The 25,028-nt window shown below is 68.7% G+C and carries 22 protein-coding genes; 9 read left to right on the top strand and 13 right to left on the bottom strand.

The annotated features are described in order from the left end of the window. The first annotated feature begins 1 nt into the window (after window position 1). Window positions 2–1,039, top strand: coding sequence for a methionine synthase (locus ASE34_RS04820; RefSeq protein WP_157538097.1), 1,038 nt, complete (start codon window positions 2–4; stop codon window positions 1,037–1,039). A 28-nt stretch (window positions 1,040–1,067) separates the two neighbouring features. Here the strand turns inward: ASE34_RS04820 and ASE34_RS04815 are convergent, their stop codons facing one another. From ASE34_RS04815 to nadE, 3 genes are all read right to left on the bottom strand, one after another. Continuing rightward, entirely contained in the window at window positions 1,068–1,859 is a 792-nt protein-coding gene (locus ASE34_RS04815) for a GNAT family N-acetyltransferase (protein WP_056277076.1), read from the bottom strand. 24 nt (window positions 1,860–1,883) lie between these two features. Next, the gene (locus tag ASE34_RS04810) at window positions 1,884–5,354 is read right to left on the bottom strand and encodes a TM0106 family RecB-like putative nuclease (RefSeq protein WP_082586510.1); all 3,471 of its coding nucleotides are present in this window, start codon (window positions 5,352–5,354) and stop codon (window positions 1,884–1,886) included. Window positions 5,355–5,422: 68 nt separating this feature from the next. Then, window positions 5,423–6,241 carry an ammonia-dependent NAD(+) synthetase gene (gene nadE, locus ASE34_RS04805; RefSeq protein ID WP_056277074.1) on the bottom strand — a complete coding sequence of 273 codons (819 nt, stop codon included), beginning with the start codon at window positions 6,239–6,241 and terminating at the stop codon, window positions 5,423–5,425. A 112-nt stretch (window positions 6,242–6,353) separates the two neighbouring features. On the opposite strand from nadE, the gene ASE34_RS04800 reads away from it, so the two are divergent. Continuing rightward, on the top strand, window positions 6,354–6,911 hold the full coding sequence (locus ASE34_RS04800; protein WP_056277071.1) for a nucleoside phosphorylase: 558 nt from the start codon (window positions 6,354–6,356) through the stop codon (window positions 6,909–6,911). 26 nt (window positions 6,912–6,937) lie between these two features. Here ASE34_RS04800 and ASE34_RS04795 read toward each other — a convergent pair whose 3' ends face one another. The 4 genes from ASE34_RS04795 to ASE34_RS04780 form a co-directional block, all read right to left on the bottom strand. Then, complete coding sequence (locus tag ASE34_RS04795) at window positions 6,938–9,934, bottom strand: AAA family ATPase (RefSeq protein ID WP_056277068.1); 2,997 nt, start codon at window positions 9,932–9,934, stop codon at window positions 6,938–6,940. Between the two features lie 51 nt (window positions 9,935–9,985). After that, a complete protein-coding gene (locus ASE34_RS04790; protein ID WP_056277066.1) occupies window positions 9,986–11,140 on the bottom strand; it encodes an exonuclease SbcCD subunit D in 1,155 nt (384 codons plus the stop codon). A 109-nt stretch (window positions 11,141–11,249) separates the two neighbouring features. Beyond that, the gene (locus ASE34_RS04785; RefSeq protein ID WP_056277063.1) at window positions 11,250–12,695 is read right to left on the bottom strand and encodes an MFS transporter; all 1,446 of its coding nucleotides are present in this window, start codon (window positions 12,693–12,695) and stop codon (window positions 11,250–11,252) included. A 153-nt stretch (window positions 12,696–12,848) separates the two neighbouring features. Further along, on the bottom strand, window positions 12,849–13,157 hold the full coding sequence (locus tag ASE34_RS04780) for a GNAT family N-acetyltransferase (RefSeq protein ID WP_053099389.1): 309 nt from the start codon (window positions 13,155–13,157) through the stop codon (window positions 12,849–12,851). Between the two features lie 328 nt (window positions 13,158–13,485). On the opposite strand from ASE34_RS04780, the gene ASE34_RS04775 reads away from it, so the two are divergent. From ASE34_RS04775 to ASE34_RS04765, 3 genes are read left to right on the top strand one after another with little or no spacing between them, the layout of a single operon-like run. Further along, window positions 13,486–14,187: a winged helix-turn-helix domain-containing protein gene (locus ASE34_RS04775; RefSeq protein ID WP_053098834.1), complete on the top strand. Its 702-nt coding sequence runs from the start codon at window positions 13,486–13,488 to the stop codon at window positions 14,185–14,187. 34 nt (window positions 14,188–14,221) lie between these two features. Further along, complete coding sequence (locus tag ASE34_RS04770; RefSeq protein WP_056277061.1) at window positions 14,222–15,181, top strand: DNA-3-methyladenine glycosylase family protein; 960 nt, start codon at window positions 14,222–14,224, stop codon at window positions 15,179–15,181. Window positions 15,182–15,219: 38 nt separating this feature from the next. Further along, entirely contained in the window at window positions 15,220–15,417 is a 198-nt protein-coding gene (locus ASE34_RS04765; protein ID WP_053098832.1) for a hypothetical protein, read from the top strand. Window positions 15,418–15,420: 3 nt separating this feature from the next. On the opposite strand, the gene ASE34_RS04760 is transcribed toward ASE34_RS04765, so the two are convergent. The 4 genes from ASE34_RS04760 to ASE34_RS04745 are packed head-to-tail and all read right to left on the bottom strand — an operon-like array spanning window position 15,421 to window position 19,234. After that, entirely contained in the window at window positions 15,421–16,176 is a 756-nt protein-coding gene (locus ASE34_RS04760) for an ABC transporter ATP-binding protein (protein ID WP_053098831.1), read from the bottom strand. After that, window positions 16,173–17,198, bottom strand: a complete 1,026-nt coding sequence (locus ASE34_RS04755) for an iron chelate uptake ABC transporter family permease subunit (protein WP_056277058.1) — start codon at window positions 17,196–17,198, stop codon at window positions 16,173–16,175. Before ASE34_RS04755 ends, ASE34_RS04760 begins: the two co-directional genes overlap by 4 nt. Continuing rightward, window positions 17,191–18,189: an iron chelate uptake ABC transporter family permease subunit gene (locus ASE34_RS04750; RefSeq protein WP_056277730.1), complete on the bottom strand. Its 999-nt coding sequence runs from the start codon at window positions 18,187–18,189 to the stop codon at window positions 17,191–17,193. The genes ASE34_RS04755 and ASE34_RS04750 overlap by 8 nt, the downstream gene beginning before the upstream one ends. Window positions 18,190–18,241: 52 nt before the next feature. Continuing rightward, window positions 18,242–19,234, bottom strand: a complete 993-nt coding sequence (locus ASE34_RS04745) for a siderophore ABC transporter substrate-binding protein (RefSeq protein WP_056277055.1) — start codon at window positions 19,232–19,234, stop codon at window positions 18,242–18,244. 102 nt (window positions 19,235–19,336) lie between these two features. On the opposite strand from ASE34_RS04745, the gene ASE34_RS04740 reads away from it, so the two are divergent. From ASE34_RS04740 to ASE34_RS04730, 3 genes are all read left to right on the top strand, one after another. Beyond that, window positions 19,337–20,104 carry a siderophore-interacting protein gene (locus ASE34_RS04740; protein ID WP_056277052.1) on the top strand — a complete coding sequence of 256 codons (768 nt, stop codon included), beginning with the start codon at window positions 19,337–19,339 and terminating at the stop codon, window positions 20,102–20,104. Window positions 20,105–20,137: 33 nt separating this feature from the next. Continuing rightward, complete coding sequence (locus ASE34_RS04735) at window positions 20,138–20,542, top strand: VOC family protein (RefSeq protein WP_056277047.1); 405 nt, start codon at window positions 20,138–20,140, stop codon at window positions 20,540–20,542. 147 nt (window positions 20,543–20,689) lie between these two features. After that, complete coding sequence (locus ASE34_RS04730; protein WP_056277727.1) at window positions 20,690–21,001, top strand: hypothetical protein; 312 nt, start codon at window positions 20,690–20,692, stop codon at window positions 20,999–21,001. Window positions 21,002–21,032: 31 nt separating this feature from the next. Here the strand turns inward: ASE34_RS04730 and ASE34_RS04725 are convergent, their stop codons facing one another. Both ASE34_RS04725 and ASE34_RS04720 read right to left on the bottom strand, forming a co-directional pair. Next, window positions 21,033–22,487: an MFS transporter gene (locus ASE34_RS04725; protein WP_056277045.1), complete on the bottom strand. Its 1,455-nt coding sequence runs from the start codon at window positions 22,485–22,487 to the stop codon at window positions 21,033–21,035. A 58-nt stretch (window positions 22,488–22,545) separates the two neighbouring features. Further along, window positions 22,546–23,889 carry a M20/M25/M40 family metallo-hydrolase gene (locus ASE34_RS04720; protein ID WP_056277041.1) on the bottom strand — a complete coding sequence of 448 codons (1,344 nt, stop codon included), beginning with the start codon at window positions 23,887–23,889 and terminating at the stop codon, window positions 22,546–22,548. 88 nt (window positions 23,890–23,977) lie between these two features. Between ASE34_RS04720 and ASE34_RS04715 the strand changes: the two genes are divergently transcribed. After that, a complete protein-coding gene (locus ASE34_RS04715) occupies window positions 23,978–24,988 on the top strand; it encodes an FUSC family protein (protein ID WP_056277037.1) in 1,011 nt (336 codons plus the stop codon). Window positions 24,989–25,028: the final 40 nt, after the last annotated feature.

Below are 25,028 nucleotides of genomic sequence, written 5' to 3'. Positions count from 1 at the left end.
CGTGCGAGAACTCCTCCCCACCTCGATCGTCGGAAGTCTGCCCAAGCCGGCGTGGCTCGCCCGGCCCGAAGTCCTCTGGTCGCCGTGGGAGCTGCAGGGCGATGCGCTCGTGGAGGGCAAGCATGACGCCCTGCGCGCCGCAGTGCACGAGCAGCGTCGACGCGGGATCGACATCATCAGCGACGGGGAGCAGACCCGTCAGCACTTCGTCACCACCTTCATCGAGCATCTCGACGGAGTCGACTTCGAGAATCGGGAGACGGTCCGCATCCGCGACCGCTATGACGCGAGCGTGCCGACCGTCGTCGGCGCAGTGAGCCGCCGCGCGCCCGTGTTCGTGGACGACGCGGCCTTCCTGCGCCAGCAGACCGACCAGCCGATCAAGTGGGCGCTGCCTGGCCCGATGACGATGATCGACACGCTGTCGGACCGCCACTATCGCAGCCGCGAGAAGCTGGCATGGGAGTTCGCGACGATCCTCAATCAGGAGGCGAAAGAGCTCGAGGCAGCCGGAGTCGACATCATCCAGTTCGACGAGCCCGCGTTCAACGTGTTCTTCGACGAGATGAAGGACTGGGGCGTCGCTGCTCTGGAGCGGGCAGCAGAAGGACTGCGTGCGGAGACCGCGGTCCACATCTGCTACGGCTACGGGATCAAGGCCAACAACGATTGGAAGGCGACCCTCGGAGCCGAGTGGAGGCAGTACGAGGAGTCGTTCCCCCTTCTGCAGCGATCCACCATCGACATCGTCTCGCTGGAGAGCCACCACTCCCACGTGCCGCTCGACCTCATCGAGCTGATCCGCGGCAAGAAGGTGATGCTCGGCGCGATCGACGTCGCGAGCGAGCAGATCGAGACTCCGGAAGAAGTCGCCGACACCCTGCGGCGCGCGCTCGAGTTCGTCGATGCGGACCTGCTCATCCCCAGCTCGAACTGCGGGATGGCGCCCCTACCGAGGCGCGTCGCTCTCGACAAGATGAGCGCCCTGTCAGCGGGAGCGCGAATCGTGCGCGACGAACTCGGCGGCACAGGCGTCTGACCGCGCTCGAACAGCCGCGTCGTGTGACTCACGCCCTCACGAGGTAGCAGCGCTCCTCGCCGTACTTCGTGAAACCCGCTCGCGCGAGGATCGGCGCGGAGGTGGCGGTGCGCCCCTTCACCAACGCCGTGGTCGCTCCCCGTGCCGCGCTCTGGCGAAGCCGCTCCACGAGGACGGCACGGTAGGCTCCTCGTCCCCGTGCCTGCTCGATCGTCGCCGCTCCCCACAGACGTGCGAAGCCGTCGACGATCGTGCAGCCGCCCGTGCTGACCGCCTCGCCGTCCGCGCTGAGACGGGCGAGAACACGCACCTGCGTGCCTGCGTCGTACGCCGATGTGATCTCGTCGAGTTCGATGCGCAGGCCTTCGTCATCGAGCGGCTGCTGCTTCCAGACCGGCACATTGATCGCGTCGACTTCGCGAACCTGCTCGAGCGTTCGCACGACCTCCGCCCTGGCTTCAGGCGGGACATCGCTCGCGGCGCTGTCGATCGTGGCGCTGTCGATCCGGCTCGCGAAGACGGCCACGGTGTCGATGTGCTCGGCTCCGCGCTTGCGGAGCTCGGCTTCGAGATCGGGGCGGTCGGACGCGTTGGTCCAGAACCGCAGCTCGCTCTCGTCCCACGCCCTCGTGCGGTCGATGGCGTGTTCTACGACGGTCGCGGCATCCGCATCCGAGTCGACCTGCGAGCCGCGCACTCCGCCACCGAATCGCGTCGGATACCGCACCAGCTGCAGATGGCTCCGCTGCTGCTCGCTGCCGCGGGGAAACCACACCCACGCCGCCGAGGCTCGCAGGACATCATCGATCGTGTGAGTCATCGCTCTCCTCTGCCGACGGCGACCTCAGCTCGCCGCTCCGACCAGACGCGCGAAGGCGCTCATCCGAGCGACCCCCTCGGGAGTGCGCGGAAGATCGTCGAGCAGGGCCGGTGAGTGGATGAGGTACGCCGCGACCTGCGCCCTCGAGATCGCCACGTTCAACCGATTCTGCAGCAGGAGGAACTCCGGGCCTCGCGGAGCATCGCGTCCGCTGGACGCCGCGAGCGAGGTGATCGAGACCACCGCCTCCTTGCCCTGGAAGTTGTCGACCGTGCCGACCGGGACGTCGTGGAAGCCCGCCGCGGCGAGCGCATCGTGCACGGTCTGACGCTGGGCGTTGTACGGCGCGACGACGATGATGTCGTTCTGCGCCAGCGGGCGCGCCGTGGACTCCGCATCATTGTCGGTGAACGTGCGTCCGACGAGACCGCGTACCAGCGCCACCACTTCGGTCGCCTCTTCCGGCGACTCTGTGGCGTTGCCTCGATGCCGCAGCGGGACGACGTGGAGCCCCGCGTCGACGCCGTCGATCGACCGCCTCTCGGTTCCGGGTGCCGAGGCGAGCTGGCCCGCGTACGCGAGCCTGGACACCGGGGCCGCGACGAACGGATGCATGCGCCACGATCTCGCGAGGAAGTAGCCGTGATCGGGCTTGATGACCGCGTCGCCGTCCATGACCCAGCCGAGCGCCGAGGTGTCGACCGGCTCGGGGTGCGCGCCCTGACTGACCTGAGGAAGCTGCTGAGGGTCTCCGAGGAGCAGCAGGTTCTTCGCTCCGGCCGCGACGGCGATCGTCGACGCGAGCGAGAACTGCCCTGCTTCGTCGACCACGAGGAGATCGAGCCCTCCGCGCTCGACGCGGGCGGTGTTGCTGAAGTCCCACGCTGTGCCGCCGACGACCGCACCGTGCTCGGCCTGCTCGGCGAGGAATGACGCCATGCCGTTCTTGGAGATGACGGTGTAGCCCGGCTCGACGGAGGGGTCTTTCGGAGCCTTGCCGACCTGACTCGCCGGCACACCGTCGGCGACGACTCGTTCGAGGAGGTTCTCGATGATCGCGTGGGACTGCGCCACGACACCGATCCGGAATCCGTGCTCCTTCACCAGCCGGGCGATCACCTGCGAGCCCGTGTAGGTCTTGCCGGTCCCCGGGGGGCCCTGCACGGCGAGGTAGCTGCGGTCGAGATCGAGCACGCCTCGGACGATGGCGTCGATCACGTCGTCGCCCTGCTCGGGCAGCGGACGACCGGACAGCGTGCGCGGAGGGATGCGACGAAGCACGTCGGTGGCCGCGTCACGCGGGAACCCGGGGGCGGCCGCGTGGACGGAGTCCGCCCACTCATCGATCGCGCCCTGCAGCGAGACGACGCGTGGCGGCGCAGCCGGAGTGAGAGCGAGGGGAAGCTCGTCCCAGGTCTGCCCCTGGATCGCCGTCTCGGTGATCAGGTAGCCGTCGTCGAGCACCTCAGCGACCGTGACGGTGTGAGGGACATGCACCGCTCGTGACGGTGCCTCGGTGTCGAAGGGAGCCGGCACCGGATACAGGGCGAACGGCTGCGCCCCGGCGCCCAGAGTGGTGCCCGGCGACACCTCGCCGCGGATCTCGATGTCGCGCGACATCACCCGTCGGCCCTCGCCGATGCTCCAGTCCCTCTGCACGCGCGATGAGGCGCGGTCGATGCGCACGACGTCACGCGTGCCGTCCCACATCGTGACGGGTTCGCGCAGTCGCTGGAAGTGCGAGACCCAGAAGCTCTTCGCCTCGCGCGGGAAGTAGTCGATCGCCGCGGCCGCGATGCGATGCACCTGACCGTCGTCGCCTGCGTCGACCGCGCGCTCCGCATCGGCGAGCAGTGACACCGAGCGCGGTGACGGCTCGTAGATCACCTCGTCCGCTTCATCCGGCGGCGCCGGAGTCACGCCCTCAGCCCTCGCGATGTCGATCAGCCAGTTGCGGAGGCGCCGGGTGGAGACGCAGTCGTAGCGGTTGTAGTCGGCGAGGTCGGCGAACACGGCATCCGCTTCTTCCTGCTCCCCCGCCGCCGCGAGCTCTCGAGCCGCGACGTACTGCACGATCGAGTCATCGCCCTTCTGGACGTCGCTCGTGCGCACATCCGCGCCCATGTAGAGAGGCTCGAGCTTCTTGATGGAGTACGACCTCGTGCCGACCCGCACGGTCCGCAGCACGAGCGGATACAGGTCGACGAACACTCCTTCACGCAGCAGTCGATCGATCTCGCCCTCACGGACGCCGTGCCGCGCCGCCATGGCCACGAGGTGCGAGGTCTCATACGGGGCGTAGTGATAGATGTGCATGCCCGGATGAGCCGCGCGCCGCAGCTTCACGAAGTCGAGGAACCTCTCGAACGCCTCGCGTTCCGCCGCGAAATCGTGTGCCCAGAGCGCGGTGTACTGATCGGAGTTGTCGACCCATCCGAAGAGGTAGTCGATCCCCCAGTGAGCCTGACCGTCCGGCGCCGGCTCGGTGTAGAGAGGGTCACCCTCGAAGTCGAAGAAGATGTCTCCGTGGCTCGGCACCGGGAGCGTATGGATCGCGGCCGCGTAGTGCACGTCATAGGTCGGCGCACCGTCGGCATCCGCCTGGATCTGCAGTCGGGCCTGTGCCCTCAGAGTCTCGAACGTGTCGGTGTTCATGCCGTCAGGGGGCGTGGGCGCCTCTGCCAAGGCATCGATGGTCTCGATGCCGGCGGCTCTCAGTCGCGCACGCTGCACGGGCCGCATGCGGGCGACCATGAGGAGATCTCGGTGCGCGATCACCTGTTCCTCGCAGGTGGCGCAGCGCCCGCACGCCACGACCTCGAGATCGCCGCGGTCGTCGCCCCACGCCAGCGCGGCCCCGGCGGAACCGTCGTCGATGCGACGATCTGCGATGAGCGCGCGCAGACGCGCCCGTCGCACCTGGAACAACGGGAGGAGGTCGTCGACGGAGTGGGTGCTCACTGAGCCGTCGCCGAGGATGAGGTCGACCTCGTCGGATCGTGGGATGCCGAGCCGATCGAGCTGATCGACATATGCCGCGAGCTGCATGAGGGCCGTGACCCGCGCTTTTCGGGCGAGCTTCGAGTCCTGCACCCGCCAGCGACCGTCGTCGTCGCGCTTCAGGAAATCTGCGAATCCCACGAACTCGGGTGTAGCGAAAGCCGCCTGGAAGACGACGACAGCGTCGGAGCCGAGTGCCTGGACCGTCTCTTCGACCGCCGCCGCCAGGGCAACTGCGTCGACGGACGACACCTTCTCGACGAGATGCACCCGATCGGCGCCGAGATCATCGAGATAGCGCGCCAAGACGTTCCGCTCATGCACGTCTCCGAGCAGCGCCGCCCGCGCCAGCGTCGCGTCTTCGGGCTCGTCGATCGCGGGGACCCGCCCCAGCTTGGCGTCGATCGCACGGCACCACGCGAACTCGCATTCGGCGGCCGCCTTGAGGTCGCTCGCGCTCCAGATGACGCGCTGCGCCTGAATGTCGATCCGCACGATGCTCCCGTTCTGTCGGACACTTCGACACTAGCCGCGGCATCCGACACGGGATCACGATGGGCCGCTCAGCGCCACCAGGAGTCGTCGGGCGTGACCGGCAGGTTGCGCTTGTGCTGGGTGGCGAGATAGCGCGACTCGATGCGCCCGGCGACCTCCGGGTCGACCTGGCGCCCTTCGAGGAAGTCGTCGATCTGCTCGTAGGTGAGTCCGAGCTCGTCCTCATCGGCGCGACCGGGCTGACCGTCGAGCAGATCGGCGGTGGGCACCTTGTAGGCGAGCTGGTCGGGAGCGTCGAGGAGCAGGAGAAGCGAACGCCCCTGCCTCTTGGTGAGCCCGGCGAGCGGGAGGATGTCGGCGGCCCCGTCGCCGAACTTCGTGTAGAAGCCCGTCACGGCCTCAGCCGCGTGGTCGGTGCCGATCACGAGCAGACCGTCGTGGCCGGCCAGCGCGTACTGCGTCACCATGCGCACTCGCGCCTTGATGTTGCCGCGATTGAAGTCGCTGATGTCGCTCGTGACGGCGAACTCGATGTCCTCCTCGACGCCGTCGACGCCGTTCTGGATGTTCACCTCGACCGACGCATCCGGCTCGATGAACTCGAGTGCTGCCTGGGCATCCGCCGCGTCCTTCTGGATGCGGTACGGCAGCCGGACGGCGAGGAACTTCGCCTCCCCGCCCTCTGCTCGCACCCGCTCGACGGCGAGCTGCGCCAGACGACCGGCGAGTGTCGAGTCCTGACCGCCCGAGATGCCGAGCACGAAACCTTTCGCGCCGGTGGTGCGCAGGTAGTCGACGAGGAACTGCACGCGGCGCTCCACCTCGATCTCGGGGTCGATCTCGGCCCTCACGCCGAGCGCTTCAGAAATCTGCTGCTGCAGGGTCATGTGTTCCTCCGGTCTACCCGACGTCAGTATCCTCCTCCAGTGTTACATCGAGATGACGTGGATCGCACGCGCGTGACTCCGCGGCGGCCGATGCACCTGAGAGGATGGCGGAGTGAAACTTCTCGTCGCAGCCATGGCCTCCGAACTCGCAGCGTTCCCGGAGGAGCTCGAGGGATTCGACCAGCTCGTGACCGGCGAGGGCAAGATGCAGGCCGTCTACGCCCTGACCCGTGCGCTCGACGCCAAGGAGTACTCCGAGGTCGTGGTCGTCGGCACCGCCGGTGGGATCGACCCTGAACTCGAGGCGACGGTCCACGAGATCGGCAGCGCGCTGCAGCATGACGTGTTCGACCTCGACGGTGTCGCAGGGCAGCACGTCTCCCTGCCGGCGCGCGTGTCGACGGGCCGCGAGGGTGTGCTGATCGCGACCGGAGACAGCTTCGTCGGCGATGCGGGGATCACGGCCGTCATCCGGCCGTCCGGTGCGGGACTGGTCGACATGGAGACCTATGCGTACATCTGGGTCGCCGAGAAGTTCGGGGTGCCGATCCGTGCTTTCCGAGCGATCTCCGATCGAGCCGAGGACGGTGCGCTCGTCGACTTCCGCGAGGCGATCGCCCGCTGCAGCGTGCAGCTGCGCGAGGTGATCCGTCGGGAGTACGGCGTCTGAGACACGCACCGCGTCGGTGCGGGGTCTCAGCGAGTCTCGATGACGCTCGGCCCGTTCGGCGTCGCGCGTACGGAGAGCTGCGCGGGGATCTGCTCCTGCATCGCCTCGACGTGGCTGATCACCCCGACGGTGCGACCGCCCTGTCGGAGCTCGTCGAGGGTGCGCATAGCGACGTCGAGCGTGTCGCCGTCGAGGGATCCGAACCCCTCGTCGATGAAGAGGGTGTCGAGACGGATGCCGCCGGCTCGCGCCGTGACCACCTCGGCGAGTCCGAGAGCGAGGGCGAGCGAACTCAGGAACGTCTCGCCTCCTGACAGGGACTGCGCTGGCCTCGTCTGGCCGGTGAATGCGTCGAACACGACGATCCCGAGCCCGGATGCCGCGCCGCGCGCGGCGAGCGCGTCGGAGTGACGCAGTTGGTAGCGCCCGGTCGACATGTCACCGAGGCGTCGATTGGCCGCCTCGACGATCTCCTCGAGCTCCGCGGCCAGCACGAACGTCTCGAGGGTCATCTTTCGCGTGTTCGCACCGCGCCCGGCGATGGTGTCGGCCAGGTTCTGCAGGACTTCGTACTCGGCGGCGTCCTCCGCGGTGCGCGCGTGCTCGGCGGCGGCGGCCTCGATGAGTGCTGCGAGCTGCTCCGCCACGGCGGCAGCTCGCCCGGCTTCGTCGACCGCTGCCGACCAGCGCTGCCGAGCGGCGAGGGACCTCAGCTCGGCGGGATCGAGATCGATCGGCTCCTCGGGCAGCGTGCGCAGTTCGAGGTCGAGGAGGATCGCGCGCTCCTTCTCTCTGAGCACGGCATGCTGCGTGATCCGGCTCTCGAGCGCCGCCTGGGAAGCGGCGGAGCGCAGCGCCCGCTCGACAGCGGCCACGTCGGGAAACTCGGAGGCGGCGAGTGCGGCGTCCCGCTCGAGCATCGCCGCGGTCGCCGCCTCTGCTCTGCGCTCACGTTCGGCCGACGCCTCGACCAGCGCGAGAGCAGCCTGAACTTCATCGAGCGTCGCAGCGAGCCGCGCTGCCACGGAGTCGAACGGTCCTTTCGCGTCGGCGATCGCCTGACGCGCCTCGGCCATGCGCTGAGCCACGAGCGAGTGCTCCTCGCGGGCTGCGGCCAGCGCGGCGGAGTCACGTTCGCGATCGATCTCGAGCTGCCGGATGCGTTCGATCAGGGCGTCGCGCCGCTGTTCGAGCCTCGTCCGCTCGTGCGAGGCCTCGACGCTCTCCGCGTGTGCGGCGGTCGCGTCGTGCAACTCTGTGGCCGCCTCATCGGCTGCTCGGCCGTCGGCCCGGGTGACTGCGGCGGCGAGATCCGCACGCAGCGCGGACACGTGCTCGGCGGCGTCCCGCTCACGCCGGGCGATGATGTCGCGCTCGGTCTCGGCTTCGTCGACGTCGTCGGCGGACACCGGATCCGTGTGCACGGCGGGAGCGGGATGCTCGGGGGATCCGCATACCGGACACGCGTCGTCGTCCTGCAGGGAAGCCGCCAGCTCTCCCGCGATGCCGTCGAGGCGCCGCTGTCTGAGCTGAGCCAGCGCCGTCTGGGCCGCGGCGAGCGCGGCGCTGGCCTCAGCGAGCTCTCGCTCCGCGCCGCCGTGCGCGACGCGGAGGCGTTCCGCCTCGAGCGCCGCCGCATGCCGCACGGCGGCACCATCTCGCGCTGCAGCCAGATCCGCGACGCGATCGGCACGCTGCCTCGCGGCGTCGCGGTCCAGAGTGAGCTGTTCGAGCTGTCCCGGAAGAGCGAGGCGATCGGCCTCCGCGGCCTCGATCCGCGCGGTCGCCGCCGCCACGGCATCCGCGGCCGCGGTGAGTTCGGCGTCGAGAGCGGACGCGGAACCCTCCAGTTCCGCCGCCCGCTGCCACGTGCCCGTCTGCCTGGTGCGCTCAGCCGCCCATTCCGCGAGATCGTCCGTGACGATGTCGTGAGCCGCCCACACGGCGCGTGCGCGCTTCTCGGCTTCGATCGACGCATCGAGCGCAGAAGACGCCGTCGCCGCGGCCGTGATCGGGCCCCGAAGAAGCTCCGCAGTCCGAGCCTCGTGCAGTTCCGTCCGCGCGTCCGCGATCCGATGCTCCTCGGCCTCGAGACGATCGAGCGCTGCCCTGGCACGATCGCGCTCGATCTGCGCCCTCTGCTCGTCTCGCAGCGTCGCGAGCGCCGCATCCGCGGCATCCGACTCCTTCTCGGCGTCGACACGCTCCGCCGCGCGACGCTCGGCGCGGTAGTCCGCTCGAGCCTGAGCGCGACGCAGACGGTCGAGACGCTCGTCCGTCGTCATCACGAGGGACTCCGCCTCACTCGATGCGGTGTCGCCTCCCTGCGCGTCGCTGTCATGCCCGAGGTCGGCGTTGTCGACCAGTCGCTCGCCTTCGTCGAGGCGGGCTGACACGGTGGCGAGACGGGCTCCGAGTGACCGCTCCGCCGCCTTGCGTCGCTCGTCGAAACGCGTCTGCACGTCCTCGAACCGCTCGGTGCCGAACAGCCGCCGCAGCAGCGCCTGCCGCTCACGACTGCCGGCGAGCAGGAACTCCGAGAAGCGGTTCTGCGCGAGCAGGATCACCTGCAGGAACTGCTCACGGCTGAGCTGCAGGATCTCGTCGAGTTCGTAGGCTGCCTCGCGTTCCTTCGCAGCGAGTCCGATCCACTCGCCGCCGACCAGCGTGTCGAGATGCACGGCTGCCGACTGCACCGTCATCCCGCCGCCACGCTTCTTGGGCCGCTCGTACTCGGGCGAACGTGTGACCCGGTATCGGCCTGCCGGAGTGCTGAACTCGACGACGACCTCGGTGACGTCGTCGGGCTCGCAGTGGTCGCTGCGCAGTCGCTTCTCGCCACCCTCGTACCGTGGCACCCCACCGTAGAGAGCGAAGCAGACCGCATCGAGGATGCTGGATTTGCCTGCTCCCGTGCGACCGGCGATCAGGAAGATGCCGTCGTCTGCGAAGGCGTCGAAGTCGACGACCTGACGATCGCGGAACGGCCCGAAGCCCTCGACCTCGAGGAGGTGCAGCTGCATCAGAGCGCCTCCTTCGCTGTCGGAGAGTCTTCGCGTCGAGCGGCCACCGGACTAGACGAGGGCTTCTGCACGAACGCGGTCATCGAGCACCTCGCGGATCAGCTCGGCCTCGCGCTCGGTCGCCCCGTGTCCTGAGCGGACGTGCTCGAGGAAGGCCTCGATCCGTTCAGGATCGGTCACGGCACCCTGCAATCTCTCGACGTACGACCGCTCGATCGCCTCCGAGGTCTGGGACGGCTGATGCTGCACCATCGCGCAGTGCGGATACCGCTCACGGAGTCGGCGCATCGGCTCTGTCTGGGCGAGCGCGTCGGTGTAGACCGCGCAGACCCAGTCCTCCGCGTGGGCGGCGACGTTCTCGGTCGACAGGATCTCCTCGAGGGTGCCCGTGAGCGTGACGAGACGGCGAGGCACGGGGAGCTCGAGCCACTCGACCGATGCCAGTCCGGTCGCGTCGAGCTCGACCAGCCAGGACCCGCGCGGCTTGTTCTGCTCGCCGAAGCTGTAATGCAGGGGGGCGCCCGAGTAGCGCACGCGCTCGCTGATCTGCTGGCGCCCGTGGATGTGACCGAGGGCGACGTAGTCGGGACCGTCGAACACGGTCAACGGCACGACGTCGAGACCGCCCTGCCGGACCTCGCGCTCGAGGCCCACCGTGGCGTCGACCCCGGCGGAGAAGCAGTGGGCGATCGCGACGGACCGGCCGGGGTGTTCATTCATACCGACCCGTACGAGGTCCATGGCGTGCGCCAGCGTCTGAGCCTGCGTGCGCAGTTCGGCCCCGTTCCAGTGCTGTCGGACGATGGCGGGCTCGAGGTAGGGGATGCCGAAGAAGTGCACGGGGCCGTCGGCGTCTGTCAGTGTCACCGGAGTGCCGATCGCGAGGGGGTCGGTCAGCACATGGATGCCGTCACGCAGCAGTCGCGCCTGGAACCCCAGCCGCGCGGCGGAGTCGTGGTTGCCGCTCGTGACGATCACACGGGCCCCCGTCTCGTGCAGCGCCACGAGAGCGTCACCGAGAAGCGTGTACGCGGGGCCGGCGGGGGTCGCCGAGTCGAACACGTCGCCGGCGACGATGACGACGTCGACCGCGTGGTCGCGAACCTGCGCCGTGAGCTCCCCGAGCACCTCGGCCAGCGCGTCCATGGTCGAGTTGCCATGGAAGGTGCGGCCGATGTGCCAGTCGGAGGTGTGCAGGATTCGCATACTCACACGCTACGAACCCCCACCGACATTCGGTCCGAGGCGTGCCGTGGCGCCCGTTCCCCGCATCGAGATCTCCGCGATCCGGCCGAGAGAGGACGCCACGACGACGTCAGTGCGCAGCGACGGCCAGTCCCGGCTGCGCCGGCATCAGCTCGTCCTTCGTGCCCCGCACCATCACCGCGGCGATCACGGCGGCGACGAGCATGAGGATCGACGCGACGATGAAGACCCAGCCGTAAGCGTCGGTCAACTGCCCGGGGTCGAGATCCGCCTGGGCGTGCCCTCCGACCGACGCGGCGTACACGGCTGTGAACACCGACAGGCCGATCGATCCGCCGATCTGCATGGCCGAGTTGGCGACTGCCGACGCGATGCCCGCGTCGTGCGGAGCCACTCCGGTGAGAGCGAGGTTCTGCAGCGGGATGAAGACGAAGCCCATGCCGACGCCGAGCAGCACGAGCGCCGGGGCGATCTGCACCAGGTAGGCGCCGTCCGGGGTGATGCCCGACAACAGGAACAGACCCGCCGCGGCGATGAGCGGTCCGACGATCATCATCGGCCGCGGTCCGATCACTCCGAGCAGCTTGGTCGCGATCGGGGCGATGATCATCGTGGCGATCGGCAGCGGCAGGGTCGCCGCGCCCGCCTGAAGCGCGCCCATCCCGAGCACGAACTGCAGGTGGAAGGTCAGGTAGAGCGTCGCGCCGATCATGATCGCTCCGGCCACGCCCTGGATCAGGAACGCACCACCCCTGACCCGGTCCGCGACGACCCGCAGCGGAAGGAGCGGCTGGGCCACGCGGCTCTCGACCCAGACGAACGCGGCGAGCAGCACGACTCCGAGCACGAGGAAGGTGATGGTGAGCGGGTCGCCCCAGCCGTTCTCGGCGAGGCTGAACCCGTAGACGAGGGAGCCGAGACCGAGGGTCACGGTGATCGCGCCCCAGACGTCGTAGCGGTTGTCGCCGTCCGCCCTGCTCTCCGTCAGGAAGAGCGCTCCGCCGATCAGTCCGATCGCGACGAAGAACAGGTTGACGAGCAGGCACCAGCGCCAATCGGTGAACTCCGTGAGGAATCCGCCCAGGAGCAGACCGACGGCCGCTCCTGTTCCTGCGACCGTCCCGAAGACGGCGAACGCCGTGTTGCGCTCCTTCCCGGAGGGGAAGGTCACGGTGAGGAGAGCGAGGGCGGCGGGAGCGAGGAGCGCGGCGAAGACCCCCTGGAGGCCGCGCGCGAGGATCAGCTCCCAGCCGGACTGCGCGAGGCCGCCGAACAGGGACGCCGCGCCGAAGCCCACCATCCCGATCATGAAGGTGCGCTTGCGACCGAGGTAGTCGGCGATGCGTCCTCCGAGCAGAAGCAGCGCGCCGAAGGCGAGGGCGTAGGCCGTGACCACCCACTGACGCTGGCCGTCGCTCAGACCGAGCGATGCCTGCGCCTGCGGCAGGGCGATGCTGACGATGGTGCCGTCGAGGACGACGATCAGCTGCGTGAGGGAGATGACGACGAGCGCCCACCACCGTGTCTGGGGGCGGGCGCGCAGGGACGATGACATGGAAGAACCTCCGGTGTCGGGGACGATGCCGGAGGTTTCGAGCCTCGGACCAGCGCGCGTCAGCGCCTGACCACCTCAGCCGACGGGGCTGAGCAGAGCATCCATATTACCGGAGGAATGACGCCGCGTAACACAGCGTCACACGTCGATGCGTCAGCGCGAGCGCAGCAGAGACGCGTGCTCGGGATGCGCCTGGAACCAGTCGGCGACATACCAGCACACGGCGTCGACCTTGCGATCTCCGCGCTCCTCGATCTCGGCGACCGCTCCCTCCACGACGACGCCCGCGTAGCCGTGGCCGCGGAAAGTCGGGATGGTGAAGGCTCGCGTCAGGGCGATCGTGTTCCCGTCGTCGCGATAGTCGAGCACGCTGACGAGCTGCCCGTCGCGCGTCAGCGTGTACCGCGAGGCGTCCTTCTCATCAGTGAGGATGAAGCCGGCAGCGAGGGTCGAAGTGGTCACCTTCTCCACGTTACGCCTCGCTCCCCGGCCGGCGGCCGTTTTGACACGCGCGGACTTCTTCCGACATAATCCCCCCATGACTACCAACGCAAGCCCTTTGTCCGCCCAGGAGGCGAACAGGACTGCCGGGATGATGATGCCCGGTCGCGTTGGCATGTGTTGCCGAATGTGTCGCTGAACGAACAGCCACTCCGTCTGACCTGACTTCTCGCGATCTGCGAGGACTGGTCTCCGAGCACCCACCCCGTGCTCGCTTCCCGGCTCGCCCGGTCATTCATGCAACGCATCAGAGCCTTCTTCCGGCTCACGTCCTGAGGACTACATCATCATGTCGAACATCGCACTTCTCGAGCGTCCCGCCGCCGCCACCGCCGTCCGCACCGTCTCGTCGGAGCCCGCCGCACCGCTCGATGCAGATCTTCCCGCCGTCCGCTCGCCGCGAGGATTCGCCCTCTACGTCGGTCTCGACGAGATCAAGGCGGCCGAAGCCGGCGTCAGCCTCCCGCTCCTGGTCGACGCTCTGCGCCGCACCCTCGCCGAGCTCGCACCGGGTGCCGAGACGCACGCCACCGTCGCCCTGGCCCCGCACGGCTCCGGCGGCCGCGACCTCGACGTCGTCCGTCTCGCACTGCACGAGCCGGGTGCGATCGCACGCACCAAGGCCGCTGCCGAAGAGGAGGCGACCGACGAAGAAGGCGGCGTCGTGGTCGACATCTCGCGCAAGCGCGTGCTGATCGACGGCGAGTCCGCGGCGTTCACCTACAAGGAGTTCGAGCTGCTGCAGTACCTCGTGCTCCGTGAAGGACGGACGATCGAGCGCAGCGAGCTGGTCTCCGCGCTCTGGCAGGCGCAGGACGACGAGACTCCCGGCGAGCGCACGATCGACGTGCACGTGCGGCGTCTGCGCGCGAAGCTCGGCCGCTACGAGGACATCGTCCGCACCGTGCGCGGCATCGGCTACCGCTTCGACCGGCACGCCGACGTCGTCATCCGCTACGGCCACGGAACGCCCTCGCCCGACCGCTTCTGATCCGAGTGTCAGCCCCGCCACGTATGGTGGGCGCATGACCCTGACCGCGGATGCCGGAGCCGCCGATGCGGCCTCCCGCGGCGCGCCGCGCGAGACCGTGTATCGGCCGGCCGCACCCGTCGATCTCCGCGCGACGGTGGGCATGCTGCGACGGGGGCCCGGCGACCCGACCATGGTGTTCGACGGCCCGGTGATCTGGCGCACGCTGCGAACGCCGCTCGGTCCTGCCGCACTCGCGCTGCGCGCCCGCGGCGACGAGATCATCGCCACGGCGTGGGGCGACGGAGCGGAGCACGCGCTCGACAGCGTCCCGGAGCTGTGCGGCGCGAACGACGACCCCACCGGCTTCGATCCCTCCCATCATCCGCTGATCGCCGACGTCGCACGCCGGTCGGTCGGCATCCGCCTGGCTCGCACGGGCGTCGTGTTCGACGCTCTCGCGTGCGCGATCATCGAGCAGAAGGTGACCGGCCTCGAGGCGTTCCGTGCATGGAGACAGCTCGTCACGAAGTTCGGCGAGCGCGCACCCGGTCCCACCCCGAGGCCGATGTACACCGCCCCCACCGCCGCGCAGTGGCGCCGCATCCCGTCGTGGGACTGGCACCGGGTCGCGGTGCAGCCGCCGCAGTCGAAGACCGTCGTGCGCGCCGCCGAGCGCGCTGAGAGCGTCTCGCGCGCACTTCTGGCCGCCCCCGCCGGCGAGGAGCGCGATCGCGTGCTGACGAGCTTGCCGGGCGTCGGCATCTGGACCTCGGCCGAGACCCGCATCAGAGCCCTCGGCGATCCTGACGCCGTGAGCGTCGGGGACTACCACCTGGCCCATCAGGTCGGCTATGCCCTCACGGGCCACCGCACGGATGACGACGGGATGCTCGAGCTGCTCGCCCCGTGGGCCGGCCACCGGCAGCGAGTGATCCGCCTCATCTTCGCGAGCAGGGTGAGCGAACCCCGTCGTGGGCCGCGGCTCTCCCCCGAAGATCATCGGAGTCGCTGACCCTGCCGCACGGCGCGGATCGCCCCTAGGCTGAGGCCATGTCCCGCAACGCACTCCGCTTCTCCGTCACGGCAGGGCTGCTCATCGTCGGTGTCGTGATCGGCCTGATCTTCCAGAACGTCTGGCTCGGCATCCTGCTCGCCGCGATCGTCTGGCTCGGCTGGTTCATCGGCTACGAGTCCCGGCGCGGCCACAACACCGGCGTCAACGACGAGGACCACGGCGTCGAGCTCTGAGCGTCAGTAGTAGACCGCCAACGGACCGGACGGCCCCTCTACCACCCGCACGGGCGTATCGAACACCCGGGTGAGCACGTCGCCGGTCATGATCTCGGCGGGCGACCCGAACTCGATGACGGCTCCGTCCTTCATGGCGCAGATGTGGTCGGCGTAGTGCCCCGCGAAGTTGATGTCATGCAGCACGATGACGATCGTGCGCCCCAGCTCCTCCGACGCCCGGCGCAGGTGCTTCATCATCTGCACGGCGTGCTTCATGTCGAGGTTGTTGAGTGGCTCGTCGAGCAGCACGAACTCGGTGTCCTGCGCCAGGACCATGGCGACGTAGGCTCGCTGTCGCTGGCCGCCGGAGAGCTCGTCCAGGTATCGACCTTCGAGGTCCCCGAGATCGAGGAAGTCGATCGCTCTGCTGATGAGCTCCTCGTCGGCGCGCGTCAGCCGGCCCTTCGAATGCGGGAAGCGCCCGAAGCCCACCAGCTGGCGCACGGTGAGACGGGTGACGAAGTGGTTCTCCTGCCGCAGCACCGAGACGATCTTGGCGAGATCCTTCGACTTCGTGGTCGCCACGTCGTATCCGGCGATCTCGATCGCTCCGGCGTCCATGCCGCCGAGCCGGCCGATCATCGTCAGCAGAGTCGACTTTCCCGCGCCGTTCGGACCGATCAGTGCCGTGATGCCGCCGGAGGGGATCCGGAGGTCCACAGGGCCGATCGCGACCTGGTCGCTGTAGTCGCGGCGGACGCCGTCGAGTGTGATCACAGCCTGCCCTTTCTGAGGATGACGACGAGGAACACGGTTCCTCCGACGAGTTCGATGAGGATCGACACCATGCCCTGCGCGTAGAAGACGTTCTTCATGACGAAGTACGCCCCGGCGAGGATCGTGAAGGCGGTGAGCACCGCCACCGGGAAGATGAGCCGGTGGTCGTATGTATCGGCGAACTGGTACGCGAGGGTCGCGACGAGAAAGCCGAGGAACGTCATCGGGCCCACCAGCGCGGTGGAGGTCGCCATCAGCACGGCGACGAGGAAGAGCACGGCATAGAGCTCACGCTTGTGGTCGAGTCCGAGCGAGCGCGACACGTCGGGTCCGAGCGCGAGGAGATTCAGCCGCCGTGCCCGCAGCCACAGCAGCGCGGATGCGGCGACGCACAGCGGAATCGCGAGCGGCAGGTAGGACGCGTCCGCGTTGGAGACGTTGCCGAAGAGGCGAGCCGCCAGCACGTCGAACTCGCTCGGTGTGAGCAGCCGCTGCATGAAGGTCGAGATCGCCCCGAGTCCGCCGCCGATGATGATCCCGATCAGGAGCATGATCTGGAGGTTTCCGTAGCGCCCCGACAGCAGCCATCCGTAGAGCGCCATCGCGAGCCCCACCATGATGACGACCTGCAGGCCGAACTGCCAGACGCCCTGGATCGCGACGAGCCCTGCGACGCCGAACAGGTAGACCGTAGTCGTCTGCACCACCCGATAGAGCGATTCGAACCCCATGATCGACGGCGTGATGATGCGGTTGTTCGTGACCGTCTGAAAGCTCACGGTCGCGATCGCCTGCGCCACCGCGACCACTGCCATCACGGTCACATTCGTCACGCGGAGCTTCGCGATGCGCCAGAACCCAGGCGATCCGATCGGCATGGGGTTGTCCCAGGCGAGCAGGGCGAAGGCGAAGGCCGCGGAGAGGACGATGAGGACGCCCAGCACCAGGGCGTAGCGACGGCGCGCATGCGCGGACGTGAAGGATCCGGAGGTGCGGGCATCGACCGCGAGTGCGCTAGCCACGACGACGCTGCCTCAGCAGCAGGAGGATGAAGACGATCGCGCCGACGATCCCGAGGATCAGCGAGACCGGGACCTCGAACGGCATGATGATCGTGCGGCCGATGATGTCGCAGACCGTGACGATCGCGATGCCCAGCAGACACACCCACGGCAGGTTGCTGCGCAGGTCGTCTCCTCGGACCATCGAGACGATGTTGGGCACGATCAGTCCGAGGAACGGGAGGTTGCCGACGACGACCGTGACGACTCCGGTGGTGACGGCGATCAGCACGGTCCCGAGCAGGATCACGCGGTTGTAGTCCACGCCGACGTTGGTGGCGATCTCCTCCCCCAGTCCGGCGATCGTGAGGCGGTCCGCCACGATGAAGACGACGACCCCGACGACCGCCACGATCCAGAGCATCTCGTACTGCCCGCGGAGCACCGAGGTGAAGCTGCCGGCGAACCAGACGCCGATCGCCTGGAGCGAGTCGGTGACGAGCGCGAAGTACGTCGACACCGATCCGACGACGGCGCCGAGCATGATCCCGACGATCGGGACGATGAGCGACGACCGGAGGGAGACGCGGCGCAGGAATGCGAAGAAGACCATCGTGCCGATGAAGGCGGCGATGATGGCGCCCGTCATCCTCAACGGGATCGACGGGTTCGGCACCAGCACCATGACGGTCAGCAGACCGAGCCCTGCCCACTCGGTCGTGCCGGTGGTCGTGGGTTCGACGAAGCGGTTCTGGGTGAGGAGCTGCATCACGAGCCCGGCCATCGCCATGGCGGCTCCCGCGAGGACGAGAGCGATCGTGCGCGGCACGCGGGTGATCTGGAACATCTCCGCGCCGTCCGCGGCCCCCGCGATGTCGTATACGCCCGTGAAGAGCGACACGACGAGGAGTGCGACGACGACGAGGATGCCGACGAGCAGCTTCACGTCGAAGAGCCGCCCGACGGAACGGGGCGACTCGATGGATGCGGTGCGGGTGTGGGTGCGGGTCATCATGCGACGCCGGACGGCGGCATCCGCTCGGAGCGGATGCCGCCGGTCGGCCCTACTTCTGCGCGGCCTCGAGCGCGTCGGCGAGGTCCTCGAGGAACGTGGTGTACGTCTGGATGCCCTCGTTCAGGTAGGTGTCCGTGGGCATGTAGACGATCTGCTCGTCAGCGACGGCAGTGACGCCGGCGAGCGCCTCCGAGCTCTCGAGGATCTCGGACGCCTGCACGTAGTCGGGGGTCTCGGCGGCGAAGACCGCATCGCGGTCGAGCACGAGAAGCCAGTCGGGGTTGGAGGAGGCGATCGCCTCGACGGAGATGTCGTCGCCCTGGTGGTCGTCGGAGGCGTCATCGACCTCGAGCGCCGGCGTCAGACCGAGGATGTCGTAGATCGGTCCGAGCGAGCGCCCGACGGTCGGCGCGAGGTACCCGATCTCGCCGCCGGAGGTGTTCACCGCCATGACGGTGTCGGCGTCGTCGTATGCGGCCTTGGCCCGCTCGACGGCCGCGTCGAAATCGTCGACGAGCGCCTGCGCCTCGTCCTGCTTGCCGAAGATCTCGCCGAGGACGGTGGTCTGACGCTTGAGCTCCTCGTCGAAGGGCTCGCCCTCGCGCGGCTCGAGGTCGATGATCGTGGCGTCCGGCACGAGCTCCGCGATCGCCTCGTTGTGCTGGGTGAATCGCTGGCCGCTGATGATGAGGTCGGGTTCGACGGCGACGATCGCCTCGAGGTCGGGCTCGCTGTGCAGGCCGATGTCGACGATCGACTCGTCGTCGAGGTACGACACGGTGTCCGGCATGAGCGCGACAGCGCCGGCCGAGAGCTCGACTCCCCAGTCGGAGAGGGTCTGGAACGTGCGGTTGTCCAGTGCGACGACGGATGCAGGGGGCGTGGCGATCTCGTGCGATCCGCTGTTGTCCTCGACGGTGACCGAGTCCGCTGCGGCTGCGGTCCCCTCCGGCTCGGCGTCGGAGCCGGAGGCGCAGCCGGCGAGGGTGAGGAGGCCGACGAGACCGACGCTCGTAGCGGTGAGGATTCTGGGCATGGACATGGAGAGACTCCTGTTCTGCGGTGATGAGTGCGCGGAAACGGCGCGGGAACGGCGGACTTAGGATGCCCTAACTCCACCTCCAAGATAGGTTAGCCTTACTTTATGAGCGATACGAAATCCCGCTTCTCCATCGAGCGCCGCGGCCTCGATCTGCGCTTCCGCACCGTCACGCTGACCGCCCGGGAATGGCTGGCCCCTGGCTACGTGCGTGTCCAGCTCAGTGGCAGTGACCTCGAGGGCTTCGACTCTCCCGGCTCCGACGACCACATGCGCCTCTTCTTCCCGTCCGGTCCCGTGGAGTCCCTCGAGCAGATGCGGGAGGCGCCGAGTCGCGAGTACACACCTCTCGCCTGGGGCGACGACTGGCTCGACGTCGAGTTCGCGGTGCACGGCGACGCAGGGGTCGGCGCCCCGTGGGCCGCGACCGCTCCGCTGGGTGCATCGATCGGAGTCGGTGGCCCCCGCGGTTCGGCCGTGCTCAGCGGAAGCCCCGGATCCTGGCTTCTCGTCGGAGACGAGACCGCCATCCCGGCGATCCGACGCTTCGCCTCGTCGATACCCGCCGGGGTGCCCGCCCGCATCGTGATCGAGACGGCCTCCGTCGGCCGGGAGATCGAGATCGACACCCCGGTCGACGTGGAATGGCTGCACCGTGGCGACGCCGCCGAAGGCTCCGCCCTCATCGCATTCCTCAACCGCCTGACCGCCGACGATTCGGTCGGCGACGACCCGTTCGTGTTCATCGCCGCCGAGCAGTCGGTCGTGAAGCCCGGGCGCGCGCTGCTCAGCCGGTGGGGCGTCGACTCCGCGAACGCGGTGGTCAAGGGCTATTGGAAGCGGGGCGAAGCGGAGTACCACGCTCCGCACTAGTGCGATCCGGGCGCCGACTGGAAGACTGGACGCATGGCTCTTCTGGATCACCTGGGCATCACCGTCAACGAGCTGGAGCGCGGTCGCGCGCAGTTCCATCCCGTGCTGACGGCCCTCGGCTATCAGAGCGGCGGCGAGGACGACCACTCGATCTCGTGGCACAACGGCGACGAGACCGAGATCATCCTGTACGCCTGGGATGAGGAATCCGGGCCCCATCGTCACGGCCGCGTGGGATGGCAGCACATCGCTTTCTCGGTGCCGACGCGAGACGAGGTCGACCGCCTTCACGCCGTCGCGCGCGATGCGGGATGGTCGGCCGTGCGCGAGCCCAAGGAATATCCGCGATACACGGAGCGCTACTACGCCTCGTTCGTGGAGGATGCCGACGGCATCCGTATCGAATTCATGCACAACCCGCCGCGCGAGTCCGAGTGACGCGCGAGCTCTGCGGCGGGTGAGCCCGGCTCTCCTGCACACCGAGGCCGGAACACGAGTTCCTCCCACTGCTCGGGATGGCGGTATACAGCGACGCCTGTTCCGATTCCTCGTCTGGAACGATGCGAGGATGACACGGTGCACCTCATGAACGACGCTCAGATCTGGACCATGATCGGGTGCTTCACCGCGCTCATGTTCGGCATGCTCACGGTCGTCTCGACGTTGTTCATCCGCGTGGTGCGCACCGAGATCGGCGGGCTGCGCGGGGAGATCGGCGGGCTGCGCGGGGAGATGAACGCACAGATCCGCGGGCTGCGCGGGGAGATGAACGCACAGATCGGCGGACTCCGGGGCGAGATGAACGCCCGCTTCGATGCCGTGAACACGCGGATCGACGGACTCGACCGCGACATGCAGGCCGTCGTCAAGCGCTCATTCGGCCTCGACCGCGACTGACGACTGACACCGGCAGCCGGCCGCCCGCAGCTCAGACCACGGGTGCGGCGACGGCCTCGGCATCTGTGCGGTCGGTGAAGGCCTCTTTCGGAACGAAGACGAGGATCGCGGCGGCGATCAGCGCGGTCACACCGCAGACCACCCACACGGTGATGTACCCGGCGAACGATCCCGCAGTGCCTTCGACCGCCCCGCTCACGCCGTTGAGGAGCGCGATCCCGAAGATGCACGAGGCGATCGCGCCGCCCACGGTCTTGACCGAGTTCGTGAGGCCTGTCGCGACGCCCGTCTGGGTCGCCGGAGCCGCCGATGCCGCAGCCGCGGGAAGGGCGGCCACGAGAGCACCCGAGCCGAGGCCGACGATGACCATGTTGGTCACCACCTGCACGTACGAATCGTGGAACGGAAGGAACAGCAGGAAGCCGATGCCGACGAGCAGAGATGCGCCCATCAGGGTGATCCGCGGAGTCAGCAGACGAGCGATGAGCGGGAACAGCAGGGCTCCCGCGATCATCGCGATCAGGTAGAGCCCGATGATCAGGGACGTCGCGAAACCCGTGGTTCCGAGCCCGTAGCCGTAGACACCGGGGTCGGTGCGGGCGAATGTCGACAGCGGCGCCTGTGCACCCAGCACGCTCACCCCGAAGAGGCCGGCGGTGAGGAAGACCGGGCCGAGTGCCGGCGAGCGGAACATGCGCACGTCGATGAGCGGGTCGTCGCAGCGCAGTTCCCAGAGCACGAACGGGATGACGAGCAGAAGGCCGAGGACGACGACGGCCCAGGACCAGGGGTTGACGAGTCCGCCCTCGAGACGGAGCAGGCTGAGACCCCCGGTGAAGCAGATCAGCGCGAGCGAGATCAGCACGACGCCGACAGTGTCGAAGACACCGCCGGTCGGATCGGGAGACTCCTTCACCCCGAACAGGATCACGAAGAAGCACACGACGATGAGCACGGCGGGGATGAGCAGCACCACCGTCAGGGGCAGGACATCGATCAGGGCTCCGCCCACGAGCGCACCGATGATCGCGCCGCCTTCGAGCGCCGCGACGAGGAGTCCCGCGGCCTTCGCCGTGATCGACGAACGCCCCTCCATGCGACGGGAGCGCGACCAGATGAGCGCGATCTCGAGCGGCAGCCAGACGACGTAGAACCCCATCAGCGTCCAGCCGACCAGGAACACGGGGAACGAATCGGTGAAGGGCAGGACGAGCGCCGCCGCGGCGGTGAGCGCCGTCGAGATGAGCAGCATCCGCCTGTGGCCGACCATGTCGCCGAGCTTCGCGAAAGCGGGCACCACCAGAGCCGACAGCATGAGCTGGGTGCCCTCGAGCCAGTTGACATCGGCGTCGTGGATGCCGAGGTGCCGCGCGATGTCCGTGAGCATGGGCGTGTAGTAGCCCTGCAGCACGCCGCTGGTGAACTCGACGAAGGCGAGGAAGCCGACGACGGTGGCGAGGGTTCCCAGAGTTCGGGTGCGCGTCATCGCGGCTCCTCGATGAAAGGACTGGATCGGGCGCCGAAGCGCCCGCGGAGGGGTGAGATCACCCTAGCCGCTCGAGGAGCGCCCGATGGAACCGCTCCCCCCGCTCGAGCGCGACGATCTCGACGTTCTCATCGACGCCGTGGATCGACGCCCGCTGTGCGTTCGACATCTCGAGCGGCGCGAAGCGGTAGACGGCGGGGGCGAAACGGTGGAAGTGGCGGGAGTCCGTCGCCGCCATCATCACGTACGGCACCGCGGGGACTCCCGGGTGAGAGACGGCGAGAGCGTCGGCGAGCAGCGTGAACTGAGCGTTGTCGGTCGCGGACTCGGGCGACGGCTCGCTCGCCTCCTCGACGGATACGGTGATGAGCGGATCCCGGATGCGCCGACGCACCCGCAGCACCGTCTGCTGCGTCGTCTCACCCAGCGCGATGCGCAGGTTGACCGTCGCCGAGGCCTGCGACGGCAGGACGTTCGCGGCAGTGCCGCCCGACTGCATGGTCGGAGCCACCGTTGTGCGCACGAGTGCTGCAGGCTCGCCGCCGAGCGCGGTGAACAGCCGACCGGTGACCAGCGGGGCGGAGCCGAGCAGCCTGAGCAGATGCCCTGCCGGACCGGGAGTCTGAGCTCCGAGCTGCGACAGCATCCGTCCGATCGCTTTCGACGGACGCGGTCGGAACGTGCGGGGGCCGAGCCGATCGACGGCCCTCGCCACGCGCCGGACCGCTGTGAGAGCGGGCGGTGCCGAGGCGTGACCGCCCTCACCACGCGCCGAGAGCGTGAGCGTCATGACGCCCTTCTCCCCCACGCCGATCATCGCCGCCCGTCCCGGAACGAAGGGCAGCGGCGCATCCACGACGGCGCCGCCCTCGTCCACCACGAGCCACGGGATGATGCCGCGATCGCGCAGGACGCGGGCGATCTCCTCGGCTGCTCGACCGAAGGTCTCCTCATTGCCCCCGAACGACAGGTAGACGTCCCGTGCGGGGGTGAACCCGTCGGCGAGCAGGTTCTCGACCGCCTCGAGCACGACGATCAGCGGACCCTTGTCATCGAGAGCACCACGACCGTAGACGACTCCGTCGGCGATGACGCCCTCGAACGGGGGATGCGTCCATGCGTCGCTCTCGTCGACGGGGACGACGTCATAATGCGCCATCAGCACGACCGGCCCCGCAGCGCCGGCGTCCCTGCCCGTCCAGTGGAAGAGCAGCCCGAAATCGGTGTGCCGTTCGAGTGCGAGACGCTCGTGGACGAGCGGGTAGAGCTGCGCGATCAGAGCGACGAACGACTCGAACGGCTCGGTTCCGCGCTCCTCGACCTCGGCCGACACGGTCGGCAGCTGGATCATCTGCGAAAGCCGTTCGGCGATTCCCGGTCGAGGTTCCGTCACGTCGGCCATCGTATCGCCGGGGACGATTCCCGCCGGCTCGCCGCACTCCGGTCGACGTCCGTCCTGCTCAGCGCCGGCGCCGCGAGACAATGGAGGGATGAGCCTGTTCGCCCTGGCGCCCAAGCGCGGTCCGCGCTGGCATCTCGCCACCCAAGCGGCGCTGGGCATCGCGGTGCCGATAGCGGTCATGACCGTGCTCGGCGAGGCGTCGCTCGGCTACGTCGCGGCCTCGGGCGCGTTCACGGTCCTCTTCGCCGGGACGGCACCGGTGATCGATCGGGCGAGGATCCTGCCGTTCGTCGCCGCGGGCCTCATCGTCAGCGCCGCTCTCGGAGTGGCTGTCTCCGCCAACGCCTGGCTCGTGAGCATCGGCGTCGTGGTGGTCGCGGTCGTCAGCGCTGCCCTGGCGTTCGGGTTCCCGCTCGGCCCGCCCGGACCGCTCTTCTTCGTGCTGGTCTTCGGCCTGTCGGCGCACGTCGTGGCGAGCTCGCCCCTGGCACCGCTGACCTATCTCGGGGCACTCGCGGCCGGCTGCGTGTTCTCCTATCTGGTCGCGATGGCGCCGCTTCTGCGTCCTCGAGCGCGCTCGATCTCCGCTCGGCCGCTGAGCGAGCTGCTCCCGGGCCCCGCATTCACCCCCGATTCGCGCATGCTCGTGGTCCGGGTCGCGATCGTCGCCGTCATCGGCGTCCTGCTGGGACTGGTGATCGACCCCACCCGGACGTACTGGATCGTGGGGTCGGCGGTGGCGGTGATCGGCGTGGCCGCCGCCCGTCGCGCCGCCGTCCAGCGCGGACTCCATCGCATGCTCGGAACCGTGGTCGGGGCCGGCGTGTACGCGCTGCTCGCGCTGCTGCATCCGTCGGGGCTGTGGCTCGCTCTGCTGCTGGGCGCGCTGCAGTTCACGATCGAGCTCGTCGTCGTCAGGCACTACGCTCTCGCGCTCGTCTTCATCACCCCTCTGGTGCTTCTGCTGACGGGCGCAGCGACGGGCGAGATCGGTTCGATGGACGTCGCCGGGGAGAGGATCGTCGACACCCTCGTCGGAGCTGCTCTGGGTGCGATCTCCGGCTTGCTGCATCCGCGCGCGACCACGTCTTCCGTGTGACTCTCTCGACGTCTGCCGTCGCACGCGCCATACTCGCAGC

Source organism: Microbacterium sp. Root280D1 (genome assembly GCF_001428975.1).
Taxonomy (GTDB): domain Bacteria; phylum Actinomycetota; class Actinomycetes; order Actinomycetales; family Microbacteriaceae; genus Microbacterium.
Note: the sequence above shows the minus strand (reverse complement) of the source record. Positions and strands in the feature narration are given on the sequence as shown.